At 73.7% G+C, this 25,050-nt stretch carries 18 protein-coding genes; 6 read left to right on the top strand and 12 right to left on the bottom strand.

Going from position 1 to position 25,050, the window contains the following annotated elements; translation table 11 throughout:
* Positions 1-162: 162 nt before the first annotated feature.
* Positions 163-1,665, bottom strand: coding sequence for a sensor histidine kinase (locus ACGFRB_RS09450; RefSeq protein ID WP_393241106.1), 1,503 nt, complete (start codon positions 1,663-1,665; stop codon positions 163-165).
* A gap of 10 nt (positions 1,666-1,675) precedes the next feature.
* Positions 1,676-2,368 carry a response regulator gene (locus ACGFRB_RS09455; protein ID WP_393241109.1) on the bottom strand — a complete coding sequence of 231 codons (693 nt, stop codon included), beginning with the start codon at positions 2,366-2,368 and terminating at the stop codon, positions 1,676-1,678.
* Between the two features lie 168 nt (positions 2,369-2,536).
* On the opposite strand from ACGFRB_RS09455, the gene ACGFRB_RS09460 reads away from it, so the two are divergent.
* On the top strand, positions 2,537-3,637 hold the full coding sequence (locus ACGFRB_RS09460; protein WP_393241112.1) for an erythromycin esterase family protein: 1,101 nt from the start codon (positions 2,537-2,539) through the stop codon (positions 3,635-3,637).
* 30 nt (positions 3,638-3,667) lie between these two features.
* Here ACGFRB_RS09460 and ACGFRB_RS09465 read toward each other — a convergent pair whose 3' ends face one another.
* The 10 genes from ACGFRB_RS09465 to ACGFRB_RS09510 all read right to left on the bottom strand — a co-directional run bounded on the left by ACGFRB_RS09465 (position 3,668) and on the right by ACGFRB_RS09510 (position 19,263).
* The gene (locus tag ACGFRB_RS09465; RefSeq protein ID WP_393241115.1) at positions 3,668-4,150 is read right to left on the bottom strand and encodes an alpha/beta hydrolase; all 483 of its coding nucleotides are present in this window, start codon (positions 4,148-4,150) and stop codon (positions 3,668-3,670) included.
* Positions 4,151-4,290: 140 nt separating this feature from the next.
* Entirely contained in the window at positions 4,291-6,330 is a 2,040-nt protein-coding gene (locus ACGFRB_RS09470) for a M4 family metallopeptidase (protein ID WP_393241118.1), read from the bottom strand.
* A 727-nt stretch (positions 6,331-7,057) separates the two neighbouring features.
* Complete coding sequence (locus ACGFRB_RS09475) at positions 7,058-8,443, bottom strand: DUF2087 domain-containing protein (RefSeq protein ID WP_393241121.1); 1,386 nt, start codon at positions 8,441-8,443, stop codon at positions 7,058-7,060.
* 211 nt (positions 8,444-8,654) lie between these two features.
* Positions 8,655-9,413 (bottom strand): hypothetical protein, encoded by a 759-nt coding sequence (locus tag ACGFRB_RS09480; RefSeq protein WP_393241124.1) that lies wholly within the window; start codon positions 9,411-9,413, stop codon positions 8,655-8,657.
* Entirely contained in the window at positions 9,410-10,891 is a 1,482-nt protein-coding gene (locus ACGFRB_RS09485) for an MFS transporter (protein WP_393241127.1), read from the bottom strand. The genes ACGFRB_RS09480 and ACGFRB_RS09485 overlap by 4 nt, the downstream gene beginning before the upstream one ends.
* Positions 10,888-12,279 (bottom strand): hypothetical protein, encoded by a 1,392-nt coding sequence (locus tag ACGFRB_RS09490; protein ID WP_393241130.1) that lies wholly within the window; start codon positions 12,277-12,279, stop codon positions 10,888-10,890. Before ACGFRB_RS09490 ends, ACGFRB_RS09485 begins: the two co-directional genes overlap by 4 nt.
* A 72-nt stretch (positions 12,280-12,351) precedes the next feature.
* Positions 12,352-14,850, bottom strand: coding sequence for a B12-binding domain-containing radical SAM protein (locus tag ACGFRB_RS09495; protein ID WP_393241133.1), 2,499 nt, complete (start codon positions 14,848-14,850; stop codon positions 12,352-12,354).
* A gap of 109 nt (positions 14,851-14,959) precedes the next feature.
* The gene (locus tag ACGFRB_RS09500; protein ID WP_393241136.1) at positions 14,960-15,109 is read right to left on the bottom strand and encodes a hypothetical protein; all 150 of its coding nucleotides are present in this window, start codon (positions 15,107-15,109) and stop codon (positions 14,960-14,962) included.
* Positions 15,110-15,403: 294 nt separating this feature from the next.
* Complete coding sequence (locus ACGFRB_RS09505; RefSeq protein ID WP_393241139.1) at positions 15,404-17,404, bottom strand: ABC transporter ATP-binding protein; 2,001 nt, start codon at positions 17,402-17,404, stop codon at positions 15,404-15,406.
* Positions 17,401-19,263 carry an ABC transporter ATP-binding protein gene (locus tag ACGFRB_RS09510; protein ID WP_393241142.1) on the bottom strand — a complete coding sequence of 621 codons (1,863 nt, stop codon included), beginning with the start codon at positions 19,261-19,263 and terminating at the stop codon, positions 17,401-17,403. The genes ACGFRB_RS09505 and ACGFRB_RS09510 overlap by 4 nt, the downstream gene beginning before the upstream one ends.
* A gap of 281 nt (positions 19,264-19,544) precedes the next feature.
* Between ACGFRB_RS09510 and ACGFRB_RS09515 the strand changes: the two genes are divergently transcribed.
* The 5 genes from ACGFRB_RS09515 (at position 19,545) to ACGFRB_RS09535 (ending at position 24,974) form a co-directional block, all read left to right on the top strand.
* Positions 19,545-20,447, top strand: coding sequence for an ABC transporter ATP-binding protein (locus ACGFRB_RS09515; protein WP_393241145.1), 903 nt, complete (start codon positions 19,545-19,547; stop codon positions 20,445-20,447).
* 77 nt (positions 20,448-20,524) lie between these two features.
* Complete coding sequence (locus ACGFRB_RS09520; RefSeq protein WP_393241551.1) at positions 20,525-21,244, top strand: ABC transporter permease; 720 nt, start codon at positions 20,525-20,527, stop codon at positions 21,242-21,244.
* Positions 21,245-21,529: 285 nt separating this feature from the next.
* Positions 21,530-22,924, top strand: coding sequence for a sensor histidine kinase (locus ACGFRB_RS09525; RefSeq protein WP_393241148.1), 1,395 nt, complete (start codon positions 21,530-21,532; stop codon positions 22,922-22,924).
* The gene (locus ACGFRB_RS09530; protein WP_393241151.1) at positions 22,914-23,573 is read left to right on the top strand and encodes a response regulator; all 660 of its coding nucleotides are present in this window, start codon (positions 22,914-22,916) and stop codon (positions 23,571-23,573) included. The genes ACGFRB_RS09525 and ACGFRB_RS09530 overlap by 11 nt, the downstream gene beginning before the upstream one ends.
* Before the next feature lie 135 nt (positions 23,574-23,708).
* Positions 23,709-24,974 (top strand): hypothetical protein, encoded by a 1,266-nt coding sequence (locus ACGFRB_RS09535; RefSeq protein WP_393241154.1) that lies wholly within the window; start codon positions 23,709-23,711, stop codon positions 24,972-24,974.
* Positions 24,975-25,050 lie beyond the last annotated feature (76 nt).

Consider the following 25,050-nt stretch of genomic DNA (forward strand, 5'->3'; position numbering starts at 1 on the left):
ACGCTTTACGTTCCGAACACGACCCCCTCCCCGGCCCCCGCTCCCGTCCGTCTCGCGGCGCACCGCCCCGCACCCCGTCCGCTTGAGTGGAGGGGGAAGGGGGGCGTTGGGAGCACCCGTCCGCCGGTGGGGGTGGGGGTGGGGGTGGGGGAGGAAGGGAGATCAGGGCAGCTTGGCCTTGTCCGCCAAGTGGCCGTCCTCGTAACACAGGCGATAGACCGGGATCGCCGCCAGCAGGGTCGAGCGGTAGTAGAAGCACTCGTCCATGCCGTGGGGTTCCGGTGGGGCCGGGGGCGGAGGGCCGTCGAGGGGGCGGGCGGGGAGGAATGGGGTGATGTACGGGCGTGGCGTGCCGACGTGGAGGCGGGTGTAGTCCTCGGGCTCCAGATAGGTCTGGTGCTGGGTGTAGAGGCCGACGCCCGCCATCAGGGCGCCGAGGGCGGTGAGCAGGGCCAGGGGGATCCAGATGGCCTGGGCGAGGCCCCGGCGTACCTGGCGGCGGGCCAGGTCCAGTTCGCGGGCCGAGCGCGGGGCGGTCGGCCGGGGGGCGGGGGAGCGCAGGGGGAGGGCGGCCGACAGGGTGAAGCCGCCCTCGGGGGTGGCGCCGTGGCGGAGGGTGCCGCCCGCGAGGCGGACCCGTTCGTCGAGGCCGACCAGGCCGGTGCCGCCGGACGCGAGGCCGGGGCCCGGGGTGCCGTCGGCGGGCGGGGTGGTGACGTCGGCGTGGACATGGGCGTCGTCGGGGGTGTGGACCCGGACCCGGACCGGGGCTCCGGGGGCGTGTTTGGCGGCGTTGGTCAGGCCCTCCTGGATCACGCGGTGGACGGCGCGAGCGGTCATGCCGGGGACCGGGCCCGTCGTGTCGTCGAGGGTGACGGTAAGCCCGGAGGCGCGGGCGCGGGCCACCAGGTCGGCGACCGTCTCGTCCGGTGGTGCGACCGGGGCGTCCTCGCCGTCCTCGCGCAGCACGCCGATGATGTCCCGCAGCCGGCCCGTCGCGTCGGCCGCCGCGCGCCGCAGTTCGCCGGCCGCGCGCTGCTGCTCGGGGCCGAGCGCCGGGTCGAGTTCGAGCGCGCCCGCGCGCAGCGCGAGCAGCGCCAGATCGTGGCCGAGGGAGTCGTGCATGTCGCCCGCGATCCGGGACCGTTCGCGCAGCCGCTCCCGGTCGGCGACCGCCTCCTGTTCGCGTTCCATCCGGTCGGCCAGTTCCCAGCCGCTCCGCACCAGCCGGTCGTACTGGCGTACGTACCGCCCGATCAGCCAGGGCGCGACAAGGGTGAGCGCCCCCGAGAGCAGCAGCGCGAACCACTGGGTGAGCGCGCCGCCGGTGGCCAGGATCCGGGCGAGGCCGGCCAGGGGCACCGCCGCGAACAGCCACAGCGCGGGCCGGGTCCGCTGCGCGCGGCGTCCGGCGAGATAGCCGAAGGCGACCAGCGCGAGCGCGTACGGGGGTGTGAACAGCTCCGGACTGACGGCCAGTGAGCCCGCGGCCGCCAGGACCAGCGGCACGGTCGGCCACCGCCGGCCGAGCGCCATCCCGGCCGCGAGCGCCGCCGCGCCGGCGGCGACCCGCGGCCATGAACCGCCGTCGTCCGGCGCGGAGAACAGGACGACCGGCACGCACAGCAGCAGCCACAGCAGCCCGTCGAACACCCGCCCCCGCACGCGGACGCCCTCACACATCGGGGACCAGGCCCGCCTCGTGCGCGAGGATCGCGAGCCGCACCCGGTTGCGCAGGCCGAGCCGGCCGAGGACCGCGCTGACGTGCGCCTTCACGGTGGCCTCGACCACGTGCAGACGTGCGGCGATCTCCTGATTGGACAGCCCCGCGCCGACCAGTGCCACCACGTCCCGCTCGCGCCCCGTCAGTCCGCCGAGCCGGGTGCGCGCGTCGGCGGCGCGGGTGAGACGGGCGCCGCCGAGGGTGTCGATGACCCGGCGGGCCACGGCGGGGGAGAGGAACGCGGCGCCCTCGGCGACCGCCCGTACCCCCGCGATCAGTTCCCGCGGATCCCCGGACTTCAGCAGGAACCCGCTCACCCCGCAGGCCAGCGCCCGTTCGATGTACGCGTCCTCGGAAAAGGTGGTGAGGACGACGAGCGCCGTGCCCGGTGCCACCCGCCGCAGTTCCTCGGCCGCGCCGAGGCCGTCGAGCCGGGGCATCCGGATGTCGAGGAGGACGACGTCGGGCCGGTGGACGAGCGTGAGCGCGACCGCCTCGTGGCCGTCGCCCGCCTCCGCGACCACCTCGATCCCCGGGTCGGTGGCGAGGATCGCCCGTACCCCCGCCCGGATCATCGTCTCGTCGTCGGCGAGCAGAACTCGTACACGGGATGTCGGGGGCCGGTCGTGGGGCGTCTCGTCCATGTCCCTCAGGCTACGGGCGCCCCCGCCGGCGACCGGCACGGTGGCTACCCCGCCGGCCGTCGCGGCTTGACCTCGACCTCGGTTGATGTCCGAGGCTGCTGTGCGCGGCACCGGCCGCGACGCGGGCCGTGACCCGCGAACCAGCGCTTCTTCGAAGGAGGTTCGGTCATGACCGGGAGTACGACTGGCGAGGGGGCCGGCAAGGTGGGCGACGAGGTGGGCGAGGTGGCCGAGGCGGCCGCGGCGGCTGCCTCGTGGATCGGGCGGCGGGCGCACCCCCTCACCACGTTCGACCCCGGGGCTCCGACGGCCGATCTCCGGCCGCTGGCCGGCATCGTGCGCGATGCCCGGGTCGTCGCGCTCGGCACCTCGACCCGCCAGTCCCACGAACTGTCCGTCCTCTCGCACCGGATGGTCCGGTTCCTGGTGGAGGAGCTGGGATTCCGTTCGCTCGCGCTGGAGGGGGACGACCCGGTACGGCTCGGTCTCGACGCGTACCTCGCCACCGGGGCGGGAGACCCGCGCGCGATGCTGGCCGGCGCCCGGCCGTTCTGGCGGACCGAGGAGATCCTCGGCCTCGTCCGCTGGATGCGCGCCTTCAACCGCCGGCACCCCGGCGACCAGGTCCGGTTCGCCGGATCCGTCGGCGATCCGCGCCGCCCGGACTTCCGGCCGGGCGACCCCGCGGGCCTGGAGTCGGCGCTGGCCGAGGACGTGCTCCGGTCGCATGAAGGCACCGGGGAACGGATCGTCTGGTGGGGCGGCATCGCGCACACCGCCGACGGCCGTCCGCGTACCGTCTCGTCCTCCGGCTTCGCACCGGCGACGCACCGGAGCGCGGGCGGTCACCTCCGCGAGCACTTCGGATCCGGTTACGTGTCGCTCGGCCAGCTGTTCCATCACGGCACGGCCCCGTACCCGCTGCCCGCGCCGCCGGCGGACTTCGCCGAAGCGGTCCTGGGCGCCGCCGGGCCGGACGCCTATCTGCTGGACCTCCGCGCCGACAGCCCGGCTGCCGTACGGACCTGGCTCGACGCCCGGACCAGGACGCGGCTGCTCGGCCCGCACTACGACCCCGCCGACGACGCCGGCCACCACCTCTCGGGCGGCTCTCTCGCGGGCTGGTTCGACGCCGTCGTCTTCACGCGCGAGGTCACTCCGGTCCGCCTGCTCCCGGACGCGGATACGGATACGGACGCGGGAGCGGACCCGGGCACGGACGCGGATACGTGGGGCGGTGAGCGCCGAGCCGGGCACCACCCGGCGTAGCCGCCCGGGCGCGCCCGGGCCGTCGGGCGCCTATCGCGCAAACGCGGCTGATCCCGCTCTCGGTACGAGGATGGTCGCGGAGTGCCGTGCGATCAGAGTGGCGACGTGGTCCCACCGGCCGTAGCCGTCAGGGGTGGCCAAGTGCCGGCCACCCGAGACCACTTCGATGGTGTTGCCCCACGACTCGGCCAGGGCCAGGCCCCGTTCGAGCGAGAGGAAGGGATCGTTGTCGGAGACCACCATGTGCGTTCTCGATCCCAACGCGGCTCTGGGCAACGGTGCTTGCGCCCTGATGGCCTCGGGAGCGCCCGGTGCCTCGACGTCGGCCGGGGCGACCAGGAGCGGCCGGCGCCCGCGTCGTCCACCGTACGGAACTCGTGCGTGTGGCCCGGCCCACCGAGGCGGCGCGGCACTTCGCGGATCTCCTGGCCGCCGGCGACCGGTGAGCGCGGCGAGCGCTGAACGGGGCGGGCCCGCGGTCGTACGCCCGGCGCCCGTACAGGCCCCGGACACGCCGAAGACGGCCCCCGGGCGAATTCGCCCTGAGGACCGTCCTGGTGATGCGAGGTGTGACGCGATGCGGTGTCAGACCCGGCGGCGGTAGGACCGCCGGATGCCTGTCCGCGTCATGCGCTTCCCGGCACTTCCCGGATTTACGGGAAGGTCAGCTTGAAGCTGTTGATGTAGCCGGTGTCGCCGGAGTACATGTCCTGGGCGCGGAGCTTCCAGGTGCCGTTCGCGACCTCGCTGGAGGCGTTGACGGTGTAGGTCTCCTGGATGTTGTCGGCCGAGTCGGAGATGTTGGCCGCCTTGAGGGCGTAGACCGCGCCGCTCGGACCGACGAGGTCGAGCTTCACGTCACCGCGCCAGGTGTGGACGATGTCCACGCCGACCTGGAGGTTGGAGGGCGCGTTGCCGGTGATGCCGGTGACGTTCAGGGACGAGGTGACCGCGGCGGCGCCGCCGTCCGGGATGGCGACGTCCGTGTCGTTCGTGAACACCTTGCCGGTGCCGGGCGGGTTGCCGCCACCGGGGCGGGTGCCGACGTTGATGCCGGCCCAGGCGTTCTCGACGGCCGTGACCTCGGCGCTGCCCGCGCCGTACAGGTCGGTGGCCGCCGCGACGGTGCCGGTGCGGGCGGCCGCGTAGTTGGTGGAGGACGTGAACTTGGTGCTCAGCGCCCGGAACCAGATCTTCTCGGCCTTGTCCCGGCCGATGCCGGTGACGGGCAGGCCGTCGGAGGTCGGCGAGTTGTAGCTGACGCCGTTGATGACCTTCGCGCCGCTGCCCTCGGACAGCAGGTAGAAGAAGTGGTTGGCCGGGCCCGACGAGTAGTGGACGTCGACGCTGCCGATGCCGGAGTACCACGCGTCCTTGGACGCGCCGTCCTTGCTCGGCTTGTCCATGTAGCGCAGCGGCGTGCCGTTGCCGTTGATGTCGATCTTCTCGCCGATGAGGTAGTCACCCGGGTCGCTGGCGTTGTTGGCGTAGAACTCGACGGCCGCCGCGAAGATGTCCGAGGTGGCCTCGTTCAGGCCACCGGACTCGCCGCTGTAGACGAGGCCCGCCGTGGCGGCGGTGACGCCGTGCGACATCTCGTGCGCGGCCACGTCGATGGACGTGAGCGGCTTGGCGTTGCCGGAGCCGTCGCCGTACGTCATGCAGAAGCAGGAGTCCTGCCAGAAGGCGTTGACGTACCCGCTGCTGTAGTGGACCCGGGAGTACGCGCCGACACCGTCACCGCGGATACCGCTGCGGCCGTGCACGTTCTTGTAGTAGTCCCAGGTGAGCGCGGCACCGAAGTGCGCGTCGGCGCCGGCGGTCTCCTTGTTGGAGGCCAGGCCGTTGCCCCAGGTGTCCGTGGTGTTGCTGAACAGCGTGCCGGTACCGGACGTACCACCGTTGAGGTTGTACGTCTTGTGGCCGCCGCGCGCGGTGTCCGTCAGGGTGTACGACGGGGCGGTGCCCAGCGTGACCGTGCCGCTGTACTGGGTGTTGCCGACACCGGTCTCGACGCCCTGCCACTCGTACAGCTTGGCGCCGGTCTTGGCGTCCGTGACGACGTGCAGCTCGTTGGGCGTGCCGTCGTGCTGGAGGCCGCCGACGACGGTCTCGTACGCGAGGACGGGCTTGCCGTCGGCGGCCCAGACGACCTTGCGCGGGGCGCGGTCGGCCTTGGTCTTCGTGGAGCCCTTCGCGGAGGCGCGGCCGAGGGCCTGCTTCTCGGCGGCGGCCGGGGCGATGGTGGCGGCGGAGGCCGCGGTGTCGACCTTGGTGATGTCGGCCTTGGTGGCCTTGTCGACCGACACGGTCGAACCCGCGGTGTTCTCGGCGACGATCAGGTCGCCACCGAGGACGGGCAGTCCGTCGAGGGTGCGCTCGTAGCGGGTGTGGACGGTGCCGTCCACGTCCTTGACGACGTCACGGACGACCAGCTTCTCCTGGGCGCCGAGGCCGAGCTTCTTCGCCGTCTTGGCCGAGTCCGCCTCGGCGGCCTTGATCAGCGAGGCGCGCTGGGCGGGGGAGAGCTTGGCCGGCATCTTGCCGGGGTTCTCCTTGCCGGCGACCGGGGCCTTGGACACGGCACCGTTCGACGCGGCGGCGGTGCCGGTCTGGACGCCGACCACGATCATGGCGGCGGCGGCGATGAGCGCGCCGGTCGCGGTGGCGCGGCGGCTGGGCGTGGATCTCACGCGGACTCCTTTGCGAGGGGGGTTCCGGACGGCTGGGGGTGCCGCCCGGCGGAGCAACAGCGCTGTGAAGCACGGCGCAACACGTTCGGGTGATCAGGTGAACGTTGGTGCGACGTTGAGCCGGGGGAGACACTGGCAGTCGCGGAAGGTGCCTGTCAGGAGCGCGTCAACAACTTGGCCGAAAGGCGTTCGGTGCGCGTACGTGGACGTTCGTTGACCGGACGTTTCGGTAAGCGGAAGATGATCGTCAAGAATCCGCTTGATCCCGTGGATCCTGGCCTCGGTCATGTTTCCGGGGTGTGTCGCGCGGATGTCGCGCCCCCGGCCGGGCGAGGTCCCTGTGTGGCTTGTTCTGATCGTCCGCATAGCGAACGCCGACTCCGGTGCGGAAGGGACGGACGGGGTGAACCGGGTCCTGTGGGACGGAAGAAACCCGGTCGACGAGGTTTGACAGCCGAGTGCACCGGGCAACCCGTCGCGGGCCCGGCGGCGCCCGGATCCCGGTACGAAGAAGCCCGCCCTCCGGCCCCGGGACGCGGGGACGGAGGGCGGGGACGGCGGGGCGGGCAAGGGGAAGCGGGAGCGGCGGGGGGCGTACGGGTGGGGGCGGGGCGCGTACGGGCAGGGGCCGGGGCCCGGGAGGGGGCGGGGAAACGCCGGGCGCGGCCCGGTCGCCCCTCCGCCCTCAGCCCCTCCGCCCCTACAACCCCTCAGTCCCTCCGGTCTTTCAGAGTCGCCAGTACTGTCCGTCGGCCCGGGCGAGCAGCCGCTCCTCCACCAGATAGCGGCGCAGCGCGGCCACATCGGGGTGGACCTCCCGCAGGAGGTCGTTCACGGAGCGCTCCGGGTAGCGCCGGTCCGGCTCGAAGAGCCGTACGAGCTCCTTCAGGAAGACCAGCCGCTTGCCGCGCTTCGCGGGGATGACCACGGGCGCGGGCGGCCGTTCCCGGCGCGGGGACGCCTCCCGCCACACATCGTCCACCGCCGACCAGCCGTCTCCGGTCCGGGTGACGAGACCGGACTGTTCCAGCGCGGCGAGCGCCTTCGCGACGCGCGCGGGAGCCAGCGCCAGCCGCTCCGCGACGCCCTGGGCGGTGTCGGGGAGCAGGACGACGGCGCTGTAGACCCTGCGCCGGGTCTCGTCGGCCAGTGCGGCGACGAGGGCCCTCGCGGGGTCCTCCGCCTCGCGGGCGGCGGGCTGTTCGGGGACGGCGCCGGCGGGAGTGGTCGGGTCGGTGGGAGTGGCGGGGCCGGCGGAGCCTGCGGGGCGGGCAGGGCCCGCAGGCTCCGCCGGCGGGTCGAGCAGGGGTGGTTCGGCGGAGTCCGTCTCGCCCAGCGCCGCCAGCTCCTCGGAGAAGGAGGTGCCCCGGTCGCCCTCCCACGCCTCCCGCCTGCGGATCAGCAGCAGCCCCGTCTGCCGGTGCTTGTGCGGTTCGTCGAGCGCGAGCACGTCCATGCCCCCGCCCCCGGCGGCGGCCTGCCGGCGCAGTTCCTGGAGCAGCGGGGTCGGCACGATCCGGCCCGCCACGCGCGTACGTCCCTGCGGGTCGCGGGTCTCGACGGTGGTGGCGATGTACGGCTCGTGCAGGACGACGGTGCCGCCCAGGGGCACCCGGGGCCACAGGGAGGTGAGGAACGCGGCGTCGTCGGCCTGGGTGCCGGCGTCCAGCCAGACCAGGTCCAGCGGCCCCCAGGAATCGAGTTCCTCGTCCGTCAGGTCGAAGAAGTCCCGTTCGATGAAGGTCAGCATGTCGTCGAGGCCCAGCGCGCGGGCGGCCTGGAGCACCTGGTCCGCGGAGGTGCCCGGCACGGAGATGTCGTCGACGACGAGCAGCTTCGGGGCGTAGTCCGCCAGCGCGGCACGGGGACGCAGGACGGAGGCGCGCTCGGGTTCCGGGCTCTGGCCACCGATGATCCGCCGGTCGCGCGCCGCCTCGGCGCGGGCGTCGGCCAGCCCCAGCAGCAGATGCAGGGTCGACGACCCCGCGCCCACCTCCAGCACCGTGCGCGGGCGCGACATCGTGGCGAGGGCCCGCAGGGCGGGGCCGGCGTTCTCGGTGCCCATCCCCGGACGGGTCAGTGCGGCCAGCGCGTCGGCAATCGGGTCACTCAAGGGTTGTCCTCTCTCCGGCCCGCTCTCGGGCCCGTTCTTCGGCCTGGCGTGGCAGCACGGCGGGGACCGGACGCGAACCGGGTGCGGGCCAGGCGTGGGCCGGTCACGGCCCGCTCGGCCCGCCACCAGCCGCTCGTGTCCGGCGCCTCTTGACGGGTGGTCGGGCGGGCCCCGCCCGACCACACCGAACCCCGACCACACCGAACCCCGGTCAGCCGGCCGTGACGGCCCGGAGCATGCCGGCGAGGAGCATCCGGTCCGCCAGCGCGTGGAGCCGCTCGGGAAGGGAGCCGTACGGCACACCGCCATCCGTTCCCGCCCCAGCCCCCGTCCCCGTCCCCGCGCCCCGCCACAGACGCAGTGCCGCCTCGCCGACCTTGAGGAAGTTGCCCGTGGGGAGCGCGGCCAGGACCCGGGTGCCCGGCTCCCGTTCCACGGCCCTCGTCCACGCTTCCCGCACCAGCAGCGGTCCGTTCGCCGGATCCGCCGAGGCGGCGGCGAGGACGTCGGCGGTGCCGGGCGCCGGGTCGGACGCCAGCAGGCCGAGCCGCAGCAGCCCCACCAGGAGGTGGTCCACCGCCTCCTCGTCCCCTCCCCACCGCTCGCGCACGGCGGCCGCGGTCGCGCCCTCGGCGAGGAGCGCGCCGACCGGGCGTGGCACCTCGGCGAACGCGGGCGGCTCCGTACCGAAGAGGACCGTCACGGCGTCGCCGTCCTCCAGGAACGGCACCGGCGTCTCCTGGACCCGTACGCCCCGGGGCGTACGGAGCACCACGCCGGCGGGCAGCCGGCGCGGCCAGACGAGGCGGTCGAGTTCCCGGGGCGCGGGCGGCGGCGCGAGCCGCAGCACCGTCTCCCCGGTCCGGTCCGGCTCCGACCAGGCGAGCTCCCACGCGAGGGGCAGCGAGGCGCCGGTCTGGGCGCAGAACCGGGGGATGACGGGATCGAGGGCATCGGGGTGACGGGTCACGACGCTTGTTCCTCCGATACTCGCGCGGGCGGGACGGTCACGGCCTCGGCGGCGGGCGGGGCGGCCGGCGGCTCGGCGGGGACCAGCGCGCGGGCCCGCAGCCAGCCGAGCGTGCCCACGACGAAGGCGACGGCACCGCCGGTGAGGATGCCCCAGCGGGCCCAGTGGGCCGGGGCGAAGCCGGCCAGCGCGAAGCCCACCGCCACCGAACTCTGCAGCGTCGCGCCGTACGCGGCGCCCACCCGGCCCCGTACCTCCTGGGGGCAGTCGGCCATGACGTGCGTCCGCAGCGTCACGTTCTGCACCGCGTTGGCCATGCCGCCGCACAGGGAGGCGGCCAGCATCGCGGGAAGGAAGAGGTACGCCGCCGTCAGCAGGTGGCAGAGCCCGATGATCGCGGAGGCGCCGACGGCGAGCACCGCGGTGGGCCGGGCGCCGATCCGGCCGCGCAGCACGAACGGTCCCACCACCAGTCCCACGCTCCAGGTGGCCAGCAGGGTGCCGTAGGAGGCCGTTCCGCCGGGGATCTCGCGGGCGAAGAAGGGCATCAGTACGTTGACGACGGAGGTCGACGCGACGGTGAGGACGATCGTGCCGAGCACGGCCCGCCGCTGCGAGCCCGTCCAGAGCAGGGCCAGACCGAACCGCAGACCGCCCTTGGCGGGGGCGGCGGGTTCGGGGGCCTCTGTCGCGTCCGGGGTTCGCGCCGTATCCGCCGAGGCTGCCGCGTCGGCCGTGTCCCCCGCCTCGGACTTGGTCAAGGCGGCGGGTTTGGCGGACTCCTTGCCGGACTCCTTGCCGGATCCCTGAGCGGACTTCCGGGCGGACTCCTGGGCGGGTTCCTCGGCGGGCCGCCCGGCCGGCGATGACGGGGCATCGGCCGCCGCCGGCGGGCCGGAGGACCGGAGGGCCAGCCACTGGGTGATCACCGGGATGGACAGCAGCGCGAAGGCGAAGGTGCCCGCGTCGACGGCGAGGGCCAGCCCCGTCCCGCCGTGCGCGGTGAGCAGACCCACCAGCAGGGGGCCGACGATGTACCCCCCGTTCCTGGTCGACTCCATGATGCCGTTGACCTTCAACTGCGCGTCGGAGGCCGGGAAGAGCCGGGGGACGAGGGCCATCACGCAGGTCTGGGCGACGGCTCCCAGCGCCCCGAGGAACAGCATGGTGGAGATGAGCAGGACCGGGCCGTCCGCGAACGCGGCGGCGGCCGCCGCGATCGCGCATTCGAGCGCCAGCGTCACGCCCAGGACCACGTCCAGCCGGAAACGGTCGACGATCCGCCCGATCGGTCCGCCCAGCGCGATCCCGGGCACCAGCCCGGCGAGCATCTGCGCCGATACGACGGAGGCGAGGCCGGTACGGTCGGCGCCGCGCAGCGCGAGGGCCACCAGGGCCACCTCGTCGCCGATGGTGCTGATCAGCAGGGCGATGACGGCCAGCAGGGTCGCCGCCTTGCCCAGTCGTACGGGTGTCACAGCACCGTCCCGGCGGTACGGGCGGCGGGGGCGGACGCGGAGCCGGCGGACGCGGCGGGGACGGTCTTTGACCCGGCGTCCTCGGAGCCGGTGGCGCTCTCGCAGCGTACGGCCCGCCAGGTCGACAGCCGGAGCAGCACGGCATGGAGCAGCGGCACCGCGGCGGGCTCGGTGTCCCGCTCCCACGCGCCGAGATCGAGCGTGCCGCCCGCGGCCAGCACGGTGAGGGCGGCCGTGACGCCGGGGTGATCGGCGATCTTCACGGTGTGTCCCTGCGCGGCGACCGCGCGGCGACCGTCGGCCAGCGCCCGCTGGTTCAGGACGACGTCGTCGCCCAGCCGGACCCGGGCGTCGCGGGGCACCGGCACGGGGGACTCGGGCGGCCGGCCCACGCCCAGGCCGCCCGAGGTCGCCGCACGCATGCAGTGCTCCCATACGGCGTCCTCGATCGCGGCGCCCGACAGGCCGGCCAGCGCGCCGAGGGCCGCGGCGGTCGCGGCCGGGATGCCATCCAGCCGGTCCGGGGCGCCGGCGGCGGCGTCGTCGTTAAGGTTCGCACCGGCGTCGTCCGTGAGATCCGCACCGGCCTCGGGCGTGTCCGCCGAGCGGGCCCGGGCCAGCAACCCGCCCACGGCCTCCAGGACGAGGGCGGCCGGATCGCTCCGGGTGAAGAAGGCGATGTTGACGTTGACCGCTACCTCGTCGGGGGCCTCGCCGACGTGCAGTTGACGCGACGGGAAGTACGTCAGCGCTCCGGGCACGCCGGTCAGGACGTCGGCCAGTTCGCGGGCCGACGCGTAGTCGGCGGTGTGCTGCGGGACCTTCTCGGAGAGTTCCGGGGCCCAGGTGAGCAGGGTCTTGCGGCCGCGCAGGGTGAAGCCGAAGTTCCCCGCGTGGTCGACGTGCACCCCGACGTTGGTGGAGGTGTAGCGGCCGATGAAGGTGTCGATGTCCACCCGGCCCGCGACCCGGGTGCCGGTGGCCCGCAGGACGTCGTCGGACATCCGCTTCGCCCGGTCCCACAGCGGTGCCGAGACCGCGTGCAGACCGGAGACGGCAACGCTCCACTCGTGCTCGCTCACGAGCGCGTCCACCCGGGCCAGGTAGTCGTCCAGGCAGCCGTCCTCGGGCAGCGGGAGGAAGGCCTGGGTGTCGACGGGCTGGGTCCGGCCGTCCACGGTCACCACGACCCTCGGCAGCGCGGACCCCGCGGGCCGGTTCCCCGGGTCGGCGGCGAGGACCAGAGCGCGGAGCAACTCCTTGTCGTCGATGCCCAGTCGGACCGGGGAGGAGGGCAGGGAGAGCGGCGCACGCTCCCAGTTCCGGGAGGCGAACTCCTCCCAGAACCGGTCCTCTTCGGATCCGGCGGCGGGCAGAGGATGGGACACGGTGAGGACTCCTGCAACTCGGGCCGCTGCGTGCGGCGTTCGGTGTATACGGCAGGCCATCGTGGCGGATCGTCAGCCGGAACGTCGAGCGGCGCCGACCGGGGAGGGAGCCGGAGCGCCGGTCGCGGCGGCGGGGAGCAGCCCGGGGTGGAAGAGCGCCGAGGCGACGACCCCGTGGCCGGTCAGTTCGTCCAGGAGCGGGGCGAGCCGCTGCTCGGACAGCCGGGTCCGGGCCGAGAGCCCCGCCGCGGTCGCGCCGTCCGCCGCGAGCAGCCAGACGAGCCGGCCCGCCGCGGAGACCCGGACCCGCTTGCCGGTCTCGGGCGAGACCAGCAGACAGCTGCCGTCGGACCGGCTGTCCGTCACCTCGTGCGGCTGGGCCGCGTACCAGCGGGTGGGCGGCTCGCCGGACGCGTCGGCCGGTTCGGTGGCCATCTCCGCGCCCATCTCCGCGCCCGGCTCCGTGACCGGTTCCGCGCCCATCTCCGCGCCCGGTTCGGCGGCCAGGGCGCGATGCGCGACGAGCCGTACCAGCGTCGTGGCGGCCGTGGCCGTGGACGGCACCGTGTCCGGGGTCGCGCCCGGTTCCGGCTCCGTCCCCGCCTCCGGTCGGTGTGTCAGCAGGTCGGCCACGGTGCGCGCGCGGCCGTCGAGCAGTCGCTCCCAGGAGCGCGGCACCGACAGGAGGGCGTCGCCCGACGGCACGTGCACCAGGAGGTCCCGTCCGCCGGCCGGGACCCGGACCCGTACCCCGTCCGCGAGCCGGAGCGGGGTGCCGGGGCGCAGCTCGGTCTTCGGAGGCGCGGGGACGGCGATCCGGCGGTCCGGGAGTTCGGCCTCGGCCATCGCCCAGAGGAACGACCACTCCTCCGCGTCGCCGATCCAGGTGCCCCGGTGGAACGCGGCACCCGCGCCGGCCGTGCCCCCGCCCGGTCCGCCCGAGGTGAGCCGGGCCGCGTCCTGCTGGGTGAGGCCGGCGGTGACGGTGTAGTCGACGTCGAAGGCCAGATCCTCGCCCTCCTCGGTGGGGACCAGCTCCACGCCGAACAGATCGGGGCGCTCGCCCACGGGGGACAGGACGTCCAGGATGAAGGGGCCGTTGGCGGCGGTGGAGTACGGGACGTCGTACTCCTCGACCGAGCGGCGCAGCGCCTCGTCGGCGAACTCCTGGGTCCGCAGCGCCTCTTGCTCGGTCTCCCCGGGGAAGCCGGTCATGCAGAACAGGTGGACCGGGACCTTGTTGCCCAGCAGGGCATCGAGCGAGGGCTCGATGTCGGCGACCTTGGTGCCCTTGCGCATCAGATCCAGCACGCGCTGGTTGTAGGACTCCAGGCCGAGATCGAGGCGTCGGCAGCCCGACTTCCGCAGCGCGGCGGCGAGTTCGTTGTCGAGTCCCTTGCTGAACCGGGTCTCTCCGTACCAGAACAGGTCGTGCCCGCCGTCGTTCAGCTCGCGCGACACCCCGCGCAGCGAGGTGAGCGTCATGATCTCGTCCACGAACATGAAGGTGTCGGTGCCGTGCCGTTCGGCCAGGGCGGCCATGTCGGCGACGACCCGCTCGGGGCGCCGGACGCGGAACTTGTTGCTGGCGAAGGGGATCGAGCAGAAGGCGCAGTCCCACGCGCAGCTCCGGGACGCCTGGAGCGGGAGGACCGGGCCCGGCGCGAAGTAGCGGTCCAGGGGCAGGTCGCTGAAGTCCGGTGTCGGCAGGTCGGAGATATCGACCATGGCGGCCGGGGTGCGCAGCAGTCCGCCGCGGCCGTCCCGCTCCAGCAGTCCGGGCACGGGGCGGTCGTCGGCGCCGGTGATCCGGTCGCACAGCGCGGGCAGGGCGTCCTCTCCCTCGTAGGACACGAAGGAGTCCACGTACTGGAAGAAGGGGTGCTCCTCCTGCCAGCGGCCCACCATGCGGGTGGTCAGGTTTCCGCCCATCACCACATGGACGTCGGGGCGGGCCCGCTTGACATGGCGGGCCACGGTGAGGGCCGCGATGAGCTGGGTGTCGGCGGATACGGAAATGCCGACCACGGCCAGATCGGAATCGTCCAATGCGGGGATCGGACGGTTCTCCAGGGCCCAGCCGTACACATTCCGGTCCGGCGATCCGGCGGCTTCCAGGACGGAGTCCGAGCGCCGGTGGGAGAAACAGGAGAAATTCCCCCGCAAATCGAAGTTCAGACCGGGAAAGGACGCGGAGACACAGGCGAGCCCATTCCGGACGACGGTCGCCGCGTCGGTGAATGCGGCCGGGTCCGTCAGAACGGAGCGCGATTTCAGGATGGCGCGCGCCTGGTCGATACGGGAAACGGTGTCCCCGAACACGGCGAGGGCCTGCTCGTGGGAATGCCGCTCTTCGGTGGGAATCGTGCGGTGAAGCCGTTCGGCCTTCGGGAGCAGCGCCGTCAGTCCGTCACCCGAGAGCAGCCAGTCCGTCTGCTCGATGCTCAGGTCGAGGGAGGACACCTGCCAGCCGTGCCGGCGCATCGTCGCCGCGAGCAGCGGGACCGCGAGGTGCGGAGCGAAGACGTTCCAGATGGGGGGATTGACGAGAAGAATTCGGGGTTGCCGCATATGAGGTCCCGTGGGATTCCGTGCCGGACAGGGGAGTCGAGTTCAGCCGTGTTTCAGCGTGCGTGCGGTGTGTGCCTCACAGGCTCACGGCGGATCAGCTCAGGGCTGGTCAGCTGTTGGAGGAGTCCTGGAGAAGGGCGTACTTGCTGTTGCTGCGGTTCGGGACGATGGCCTCGACGGAGAGGGCCTCGTCGACCTCGGCGAGGGCGAGCAGGGCGTCGACGTCGAACTCGTTGGCGATCTCGGCGTTCATGTTCATGAAGTGCTCCTTTTGGGGTAGAAGTTGCTTCGTGAAACGCGGTGTGACTGGGCGGCTTTCACTCGACTCCCCAACCGCTCGGCACGCGAAGGAACGTATCTTCATGATCGGCCCATGACAAGATCCCCTACGGCGGAAAGTAGCAAGGCGGCTACTTTCGGCCATGTGGGGGCTTGAAGGGGAGGGGTGGGGGGGGGGGGGGGGGGGGGGGGGGCGGGGCGCGCCGCGCCCCCCCCCCCCCCCCCCCCCCCCCCCCCCCCCCTCGGGGTGGCCGGGCGGGGCCCGTCCGGCGGGTCAGCCCGCCAGGCTGTCGCGCCAGGCCCGGTGCAGTCCCGCGTACCGTCCCTCGCCCCGCACCAGCTCGCCCGGCGCACCGTCCTCGACGATCCGGCCCGCCTCCATCACCAGGACCCGGTCGGCCACTTCGACCGTCGACAGCCGGTGCGCGATCACCACGGCCGTCCGTCCCGCGAGCACCGTGTCCATCGCCCGCTGCACCGCCCGCTCGCCCGGTACATCGAGCGAACTGGTCGCCTCGTCGAGGATCAGTACGGCCGGATCGGCCAGCAACGCACGTGCGAACGCCACGAGTTGGCGCTGTCCGGCGGAGATGCGACCGCCGCGCTTGCGGACGTCCGTGTCGTAGCCGTCGGGCAGGCTCATGATGAAGTCGTGCGCGCCGATCGCCTTCGCCGCCTGCTCGATCTCCGCGCGGGTGGCGTCCGGCCGGCCGATCGCGATGTTGTCGGCGACCGTTCCCGAGAAGAGGAACGCCTCCTGCGTCACCATCACCACGCCCCGCCGCAGTTCGGCCGTGCCGAGGTCGCGCAGATCGACGCCGTCGAGGAGGACCCGGCCGTCGGTGGGGTCGTAGAAGCGGGCCAGCAGTTTCGCGAGCGTCGACTTGCCCGCGCCCGTCGCGCCGACGACCGCGACGGTCTGGCCCGCCGGGATCGTGAGATCGAAGCGCGGCAGCACCTCGCCGCCCGTGCGGTACGCGAACCGGGCCCCTTCGAACGTGACCGCGCGCCCCGGCGTCCCGGTACGGGCGGGGAGTTCGCGGGGCGCGGTCGCCTCCGGCACGCCCGGCTCCTGCGCGAGCAGTCCGGCGATCTTGGCGAGGGAGGCGGCGGCCGACTCGTAGGAGTTGAGGAACATGCCGAGCCGGTCGATCGGGTCGTACAGCCGCCGTACGTACAGCACCGCCGCCGCGAGGACACCGAGCTCCAGCGACCCGTGGGCGACCCGCCACGCGCCCCACAAGCACATGCCGGCGACGGCCGTGTTGGCGACCAGCCGCGATCCGACGACGTAGCGGGCCATTTCGAGCAGCGCGTCCCCGTTGCTGCGCTCGTGGCGGGAGTTGAGGGCGGCGTACTCGGCCTCGTTGGCCCGCTCCCGGCGGAACGCCCGTACCGGGCGGATGCCGTTCATCGTCTCCGCGAACTTCACGATCACCCCGGCGATGGCCGTGGACCGGACCGCGAACACCCGTGCCCCGCGCCGCCGATAGCTCCGTACGAGCAGATACAGCGGCCCGAAGGAGGCGACGGCGACCGCGCCGATTCCGAGGTCCAGCCACAGCAGCAGCGCCGCGATCGACACGAACGACAGGGCGACGCCGATCAGTTCCTGGAGCCCCTCGGACAGCAGCTCGCGCAGCGACTCGACGTCGGTGGTGGAGCGGGAGATCAGCCGCCCGGAGGTGTAGCGCTCGTGGAAGTCGACGCTGAGCTGCTGCGCGTGGCGGAAGATCCGGCCGCGCAGATCGAGCAGGACGTCCTGGTTGATCCGCGCCGAGACCCGGATGAAGGCGTACTGGAGCAGCGCGCCGCCCGCCGCGCACAGCAGATAGCCGAGCGCGACCGCCAGTAGCGGCCCGTGGTCCCCGGCCCGGAAGGCGGGCACCGCGCGGTCGATCGCGTACGCCACGAGCAGCGGGCCCGCCTGGAGCGCGGCCTGCTGGACGAGCAGGGCGAGCGCCGCGAGGGTGACCCGGCGGCGGTGGCCGGCGAGCAGCGAGCGCAGCAGCCGGCCGGTCGCGCCGGGCGCGGAGGGCAGGTCGTCCTGGTCGAAGGGGTCTTTGGCGGCGGCGGGCGACTTGTCGGTGGTGGAGGTGGAGGTGGAGGCGGAGGTGCCGGTGCCGGTGGCGGAGGGCGTACGCGGGCCCGGGCCCGCGCCGGCGTCCGCCGCGCGCATGTCCGTGTCCGTGTCCGCCGGGCCGGGGCCCGCGTCCGTCTCCGTGCCAGGACCCGTACCCCGGTCCGTGCCCCTGTTCGTGCTGATGTCCGTCATCGCGTCTCGACCCTTTCGCCGGTCATCAGCCAGGCGTACTCGGCGCTGGTGCGCAGCAGTTCGTGGTGGGTGCCGACGGCCGTGATCCGTCCGTCCGACAGGAGCGCGACCCGGTCGGCGAGCAGCACCGTGGACGGGCGGTGCGCGACGACCAGGGCGGTCGTCTCGCGCAGCACCTCGCGCAGCGCCGCCTCCACCCGGGCCTCCGTGTGGACGTCGAGCGCCGACAGCGGGTCGTCCAGGATGAGGAAGCGCGGCCGGCCGACGACCGCGCGGGCGAGCGCGAGCCGCTGCCGCTGGCCGCCGGACAGGCTCAGCCCCTGCTCGCCCACCTCGGTCGCGGCGCCGTCCGGCAGCCGGTCCACGAAGCCGTCCGCCTGGGCCACGGCGAGCGCGCGCCGCAGTTCCGGCTCGCCGGCGCCCGGGCCGGTGCCCATCAGGACGTTCGCGCCGACGCTCGCCGAGAACAGGGTCGGCTCCTCGAACGCCACCGCCACCAGCGACCGCAGCCGCTCGCGCGGCATCAGCGCGATGTCCTCGCCGTCGAGCAGGATGCGCCCGCCGGTGGCCTCGTAGAGCCGGGGGACGAGCGCGGTGAGCGTGGTCTTGCCGCAGCCCGTCCCGCCGACGAGCGCCAGGGTCTCGCCGGGCCGGATGTGCAGGTCGACGCCGTCGAGGACGGGCGGCGCGCCGGCCGGGGCGTCCGGGTAATGGAAGGAGACGTTCTCGAACCGCACCCCGTCCGCGCCCGCGCCGGTGGTCGAGCCGACGGCCGCGCCGGTGACCGGGCCCGGGGCCGTTTCCGCAGCCGCACCGGTGACCGGGCCCGCCGCCGGGCCGGCCGGCCGGTCCGTCTCCTCCGGGGCGTCCATCACCTCGAAGTAACGTTCCACCGCGGTACCCGCCTCCTGGCTCATCGCCAGCAGGAAGCCGATCGACTCCACCGGCCAGCGCAGCGCGAGCGCCGTCGACAGGAACGCCACCAGCGTGCCCGCCGACAGATCCCCGTCCGCCACCTGGACGGTCCCGAGGACCAGTGCCCCGCCCACCGCCAGCTCCGGCAGCAGGGTGATCACCGTCCAGATCCCGGCGAGCAGACGGGCCTTGATCAGCTCCGTGCCGCGCAGCCGCTCGGCCAGCTCGCGGAACGCCTCCGCCTGCGCGCGATGGCGCCCGAAACCCTTGACGATCCGGATGCCGAGGACGCTCTCCTCGACGACGGTCGTCAGATCGCCCACCTGGTCCTGCGCCGTGCGCGCCACCACCGCGTACCGCCGCTCGAAGAGCGTGCAGGCGATCATCAGCGGCGCGGCCGGTGCGAGCAGCACCAGGCCGAGCGTCCACTCCTGGGCGAGCAGCACCGCGTAACCGGCCAGGATCGTCACACCGTTGACCAGCAGGAACGTCAGCGGGAACGCCAGGAACATCCGGACCAGCATCAGATCCGTCGTCGCCCGCGACAGCAACTGCCCCGAGGCCCAGCGGTCGTGGAAGGCGACCGGCAGCCGCTGGAGCCGTTCGTAGAGCGCGCCCCGCATCCGCGCCTCGACGCCGGCGAGGGGCCGGGCGACCAGCCAGCGCCGTACGCCGAACAGGACGGCCTCGGCGAGTCCGAGCAGCAGGATGGAGAGCGCGCCGAGCCACACCCCGGTCGTGTCGCCGTCCGTGACCGGGCCGTCGACCAGCCATTTCAGGACGAGCGGAATGACGATCGAGAGCAGCGAGGCGACGATCGCGACGGCGGCGGCGGTGAACAGGCGGGCTCGTACCGGCCGTACGTACGGCCACAGACGCAGCAGCACGCGCACGGTGGAACGTTGGCGCGGCGCTTGCTTGGCGGGGACATCTATTTCGGGCATCAGGACCGAGCGTAGGGTTCACGGCTGACCGCGCTCACCTGGTTTTCGGTCACCCTCGGTTGCCTTCCCGCCGGGCCCTTCCGTCGCGCCTTCCCCCATCCTCGCCCTCCGGACCCTCGCGGACTCACCCCTCCCGCCCCGCCTTCACCTCGCCCCGTCCCCTCCCTCTGGCTCCGCGCCGCCGCGCCCCGGGTCGTAGCCCCGCATCAACCGATCGGTTGACCGCGCTTCGAGCGCGATGGCCGATACCGGCGGCGGGCCCCGCGCCCGAACCTTGAGTCATGCCCATGATCGAGGTTCAGGACCTGCACAAGTCCTACGGCGAGCGCAAAGCCGCCGACGGCATCACCTTCGCGGTCGAGGAGGGGGAGATCTTCGGAATCCTCGGCCCCAACGGCGCCGGGAAGACGACCACCGTCGAATGCGTCGCCGGACTGCGGGTCCCCGACACCGGTACCGTCCGCGTCGGCGGGCTCGACCCCGTCGCCCGGCACACCGAGGTGACCCGGCTGCTCGGCGTCCAGCTCCAGCAGAGCGCGCTCCAGCCCAAACTCACCGTCCGTGAGGCGCTCGAACTGTACGCCTCCTTCTACGAGCACCCCGCCGACTGGCGCGAACTCGCCGGACAGCTCGGTCTCGACGACCAACTCGATACCCGGTTCGCCAAGTTGTCGGGAGGCCGGCAGCAGCGGCTGTTCATCGCCCTCGCGCTGATCGGCAACCCGCGCGCCGTCATCCTCGACGAGCTCACCACCGGCCTCGACCCGCGTGGCCGCCGCGACACCTGGGACATGGTCGAGTCCGTCCGCGACCGAGGGGTCACCGTCCTCCTCGTCACCCACTTCATGGAGGAGGCCCAGCGGCTCTGCGATCGGATCGCCGTCATCGACCGGGGCCGGGTCACCGCCCTCGACACCCCCGCCGGGCTCATCGGCCGTGCCACCGCCGCCACTTCGGTCTCCTTCGAGGCCGACCCGAGGCTCGGCCACCCCGAACTGGCCGCCCTGCCCGGCGCCACCGGCGCCGAGACCCGTGACGGCCGGACCACCGTCACCGGCACGGACGCCACCGTGAACGCCTTCGTCCAGCTGCTCGCCCGCACCGGGTCCACCGTCCGCGGCCTGCGCGTCACCGACGCGACCCTCGACGACGCCTACCTCGACCTGACCGGAGCCGACAAGTGACCCCTCCGTCCACTCCCGCCACCGCGCACGGCCCGGCCGTCGCGCCCCGCTCCGCTCCCGCCCGCCCGGCCCTCACCATGCTGCGCACCGAGATCCGTCTCTTCCTGCGCGAACCCGCCGCCCTGTTCTGGGTGATCGTGTCGCCGACGGTGCTGCTCGCCATCCTCGGCTCGATCCCCTCCTTCCGCGAGGCCACCGGCGACGACGGCCGCCGGCCCGTCGACCTCTACGTCCCCGTCGCGGTCCTCTTCGCCCTGATCATGTCCGGGCTCCAGGCCCTGCCCCCGGTCCTCGCCGGCTATCGCGAACGCGGCATCCTGCGCCGCCTGTCCACCACCCCGGTGCGCCCCGGCGCGCTGCTCGGCGCGCAACTCGTCCTGCACGGCGGCGCCGCGCTGGTCTCCGGGCTGCTCGTGATCACCGTCGGCCGGGTCGCCTTCGACGTGGCCCTGCCCGGGCACGTGCCCGGCTACGTCGTCGCCCTGCTCCTCGCGATCACCGCGAGCCTCGCGCTCGGCTCGGCGGTCTGCGCGGTCTCCCGTACCGCGAAGATGGCCCAGGCGGTCGGCTCGGCGGTCTTCTTCCCCAGCATGTTCACGGCGGGCGTCTGGCTGCCGGTCCAGCAGATGCCGGATACGCTGCGCGGAATCGTCGAGTTCACCCCGCTCGGCGCCGCCTCCCAGGCACTCGACGCGGCCATGCGCGGCGACTGGCCCGCCTGGTCCGCGCTCGGGATCCTGGCGCTGTGGACGGTCCTGCTCACCGGGGCGGCGGTCCGCTGGTTCCGCTGGGAGTGACGGTTCGCGAGTGACGGCACACGGGCGGGGCGGGGCGCGAGTCGAGGACCGGCGGCCGAGGCCGAGGACATGGGGGTGTGCGGCGTGACGACGCAGGCGACACGTACGACGACAGGGGTACGTGCGAGGAGGGGCGGAGCCGCCACGGAGAAGGCGGCAGCCGGAACGCCACCGGTCCCGCCATCCGTCCCGCCACCGGTCCCGACGCCGGCCCGCCCGGCCCCGGCCGCCGCTGCCACGGCGACGGTTTCCCCGGACCCTGCCGGGTCCGCGCGGCCCGCCTCCATGCCGTCCCTTCCCGCGCGGCCCCGCGCCACCACGCCCACCCCCGTCGAGGAGCGCTGGCGGCAGTTCTTCCGCTGGGGCCCGTACGGGCTGCTCGCCCTCGCCACCCTCTTCTCCGCCGCCGCGAACGACGCGTTCGGCGACCAGTCCCACCCCCGGGCGATGGCCGTCCTCGTCCCCGTGACGCTGACCCTGCTCGTCTGCTGGTCACTGCGCCGGGGCGGTCGGGGCGACCGGGGCGGTGCGGTGCCGCAGGAGGGGCCCGGCCAGGCCTGCGCCGCCGGGGTCACGGCGGCTTTTGGGGCCGGGAGCGAGCACCGTCCGGCGTCGCCCGTCCTCGTCCCGGGGGCACCCGGCGCCGCCTCCGTCTGCTACTTCGTCGCCCGCACCGCCCTCGCTCTCGCGCTCACCTGGGCCAACCCGCTCTTCGCGATCTTCGCCTGCGTCGGCTACTTCGACACCACCCACCTCCTGCCGCCCCGCCCCGCGCTCACCCGGGCGGGGCTGCTCGCCGTCGCGTTCACCCTCGCCGGCTCGCAGTCCGGCGGACTCCCGCCGCGCTCCGGCCTCCAATGGGTGCTGTTCGGCGGTCTGTTCGTGATCAATGCCAGCCTTGCCATCGGCCTCTCCCACCTCGGGGCGAAGGAGGCCGAGAAAGCGGTCGCGCTGGCCCGGACCAACACCCGCCTGGAGCAGGCGCTCGCCGAGAACGCCGCGCTCCAGGCCCAGTTGCTGCTCCAGGCGCGGGAGGCGGGGATCGCGGACGAGCGGCGGCGGCTCGCCGCCGAGATCCACGACACGATCGCGCAGGGTCTCACCGGGGTCATCGCCCAGCTCCAGGCCGTCACCGCGACCTCGGACCCGGCCGTCGCCGGCGTCCATCTGCGCCGCGCCGCCGAACTCGCCCGGCACAGCCTCGGCGAGGCCCGGCGCTCGGTCCACGACCTCGGCCCGGCCGCTCTCGAACACGCCACGCTCCCCGACGCGTTGGAGCAGACCGTGGCCACCTGGTCCGAACGTACCGGCATCAGCGCCCGGTTCACCGTCACCGGCACCGAACTCCCGCTCCACGACGAGATCGCCGCGACCCTGCTGCGGATCACCGAGGAAGCCCTCGCCAACGCCGAGCGCCACTCCGGCGCCGCCCGCGCGGGCGTCACCCTCTCCTATATGGGGGACGAGATCACCCTCGACGTACGCGACGACGGCCGGGGCTTCGACCCCGCCACCGTCCCCGCCCGCAGCGGCGCGGGCGGCTTCGGCCTCGGCGGCATGCGGGCCCGCGCCGAACGCCTCGCGGGCGCCCTCACCGTGGAGGCCGAACCCGGCCACGGCACGGCCATCAGCGCCCGCGTACCGTTGGCCTACCCGGACGGAGACCGAGATGCGGCCTGAGACGCGCCCTGAGATCACCCTGCTCATCGTCGACGACCACCCCGTGGTCCGCGACGGACTGCGCGGCATGTTCGAGGCCGGCCCCGGCTTCCGGGTCCTCGGCGAGGCGCCGAACGGCGTCGAGGGCGTCGAACTCGCCGGGCGCCTCGACCCCGACGTGGTCCTGATGGACCTGCGCATGCCCGGCGGCGGCGGTGTCGACGCGATCGCCGAACTCGTCCGGCGCGGCGCCCGTTCCAGGGTCCTGGTCCTCACCACGTACGACACGGACACCGACACCCTCCCGGCCATCGAGGCGGGCGCCACCGGCTATCTCCTCAAGGACGCGCCGCGCGAGGAACTGTTCGCCGCCGTCCGGGCCGCCGCCGAGGGCCGCACCGTCCTCTCCCCGGCGGTCGCCGGCCGCCTCGTGACCCGGGTCCGCACCCCTGCGGCTCCCGCCGACACTTCTCTCTCCGCCCGCGAACGCGAGGTCCTCGCCCTCGTCGCCCAGGGCACCCCCAACCGCGAGATCGCCGCCGAACTCTTCATCAGCGAGGCCACGGTGAAGACCCATCTCACCCACATCTACGCCAAGTTGGGCGTCAAGGATCGTGCGGAGGCGGTGGCGGTCGGCTACCAGCGCGCCATCCTGGGCGGCGCCCGCTGACTCCCGGGTCCGCCACTCCCACCACCCCGTTCGTCGCCCCGTCGCCCCTCCCACCTGCGGTTTCCCGCCTGCTTCCGCCGACCTTGATCGCTTACCATCCGGGTCAAGCAGTCGAACGGACGAAGGAATTCCAGGGTGGGGACCAGAAACGATCATCGGGCCGGGCGGCGTCGTGTCGCCGTCGCGGCTCTGCTGCCGCTGCTGCTCGTGGCGGGGTGCGGGCCGGGCGGCTCCGGGGCGGCGGCCGGGAGCGAGCCGCCGAAGCCGACGCCGACGCCGGTCTACGAAGTGAGCCTCGGCGGCCAGTTGGCGGCCGTCACCAGGGCGACGAAGGAAGCGGGCAACGCGGCCTTCACCTCGACCCTGAGCTACGGCTCGGCCCGCGGCACCGCCGTGGACCGGTCCACCGGCACGCAGGACTACACCGCGAACACCGCCCGCGTGGAGCGCGTGTTCAAGGTCCCGCACACCTTCCCCGGACAGGCGGCCGCCGACATGTTCGGCAGCCGCTCCGGCGGGCCCGCTGTGCGCGAGACGTACGCGATCCACGGCAGCGAGATCGACTTCCGCACCCGCCAGGGCGACTGGCTGCGCTACTCCTCGCGGGGCCCCAAGGAGCTGACCGACCTCATGGACGGTCTGCTCCAGCGCGCCGGGGACGCGGCACCGTACGGCGGGACGCTCGCCGAGCTGGTCCGCATGGCCCGCGAGAAGGAACAGCCGGTCAAGGGCGCCGACGGCAGCCGCACGTACAAGCTCGACGTGCCTCCGCGCCTCGCCCGCTACGGACTCCCGAACAGCGTCGGAAACATGCTGGTGGAAGGCGAGGACAGCCGCGCGGTCGATCTGACCGTGGTGGCTGACGACAAGGGGCGGCTCCTGAAGGCGACCGCCGACTACACGCCGGTCCTGGACGTGTTGCGGAAGGCGGGGATGCCGCGCGCGATCACCTCCGTCAAGGCCGAGTACGTCCTCACCGGCCACGGCGCCACCAAGGTGCCCGCGGCCGGGGACCGGGACGGAAAGACCGAGGACGCCGCGAAGGTGCTGCGGCCGCTCGCCGAGACGAAGCCGGGCGCGTGCGGTTCCACCGACACCGGTCTCGACGACGTCGAGCTGATCCGGCCCGTCGCCTGTGGGGCCGATGCCGATCTGCGGGTCTTCGGGCAGCTGAAGTTCAAGGAGTCGTTCGAGGGCGACGACGGCTTCGCCTTCGCCGAGAAGCGGTCCAGTGATCTCTGCGGGCGGAAGTTCGGCGCGGCGCCGTCCGCCTGGGTCCGCGACGCCCGCCCGACGGGCACCTACTATGCCAATGGCTCGCCCACCGTCTCCATCGGCTCGAACAACGCCGAGGTCGAGGGCGACTACACCTGCTACGTACGGGTCTCCGACCGAGGCTGACCGCTCAGGGCCGGGTTGGGGTCCGTACGCGAGCCGCGCCCGGCCCGGGTCCGGGCCGCGTCAACGCCTCCTCCAG

The sequence above is a fragment of the Streptomyces sp. NPDC048718 genome, assembly GCF_043198875.1.
In the GTDB taxonomy this organism is placed as follows: domain Bacteria; phylum Actinomycetota; class Actinomycetes; order Streptomycetales; family Streptomycetaceae; genus Streptomyces.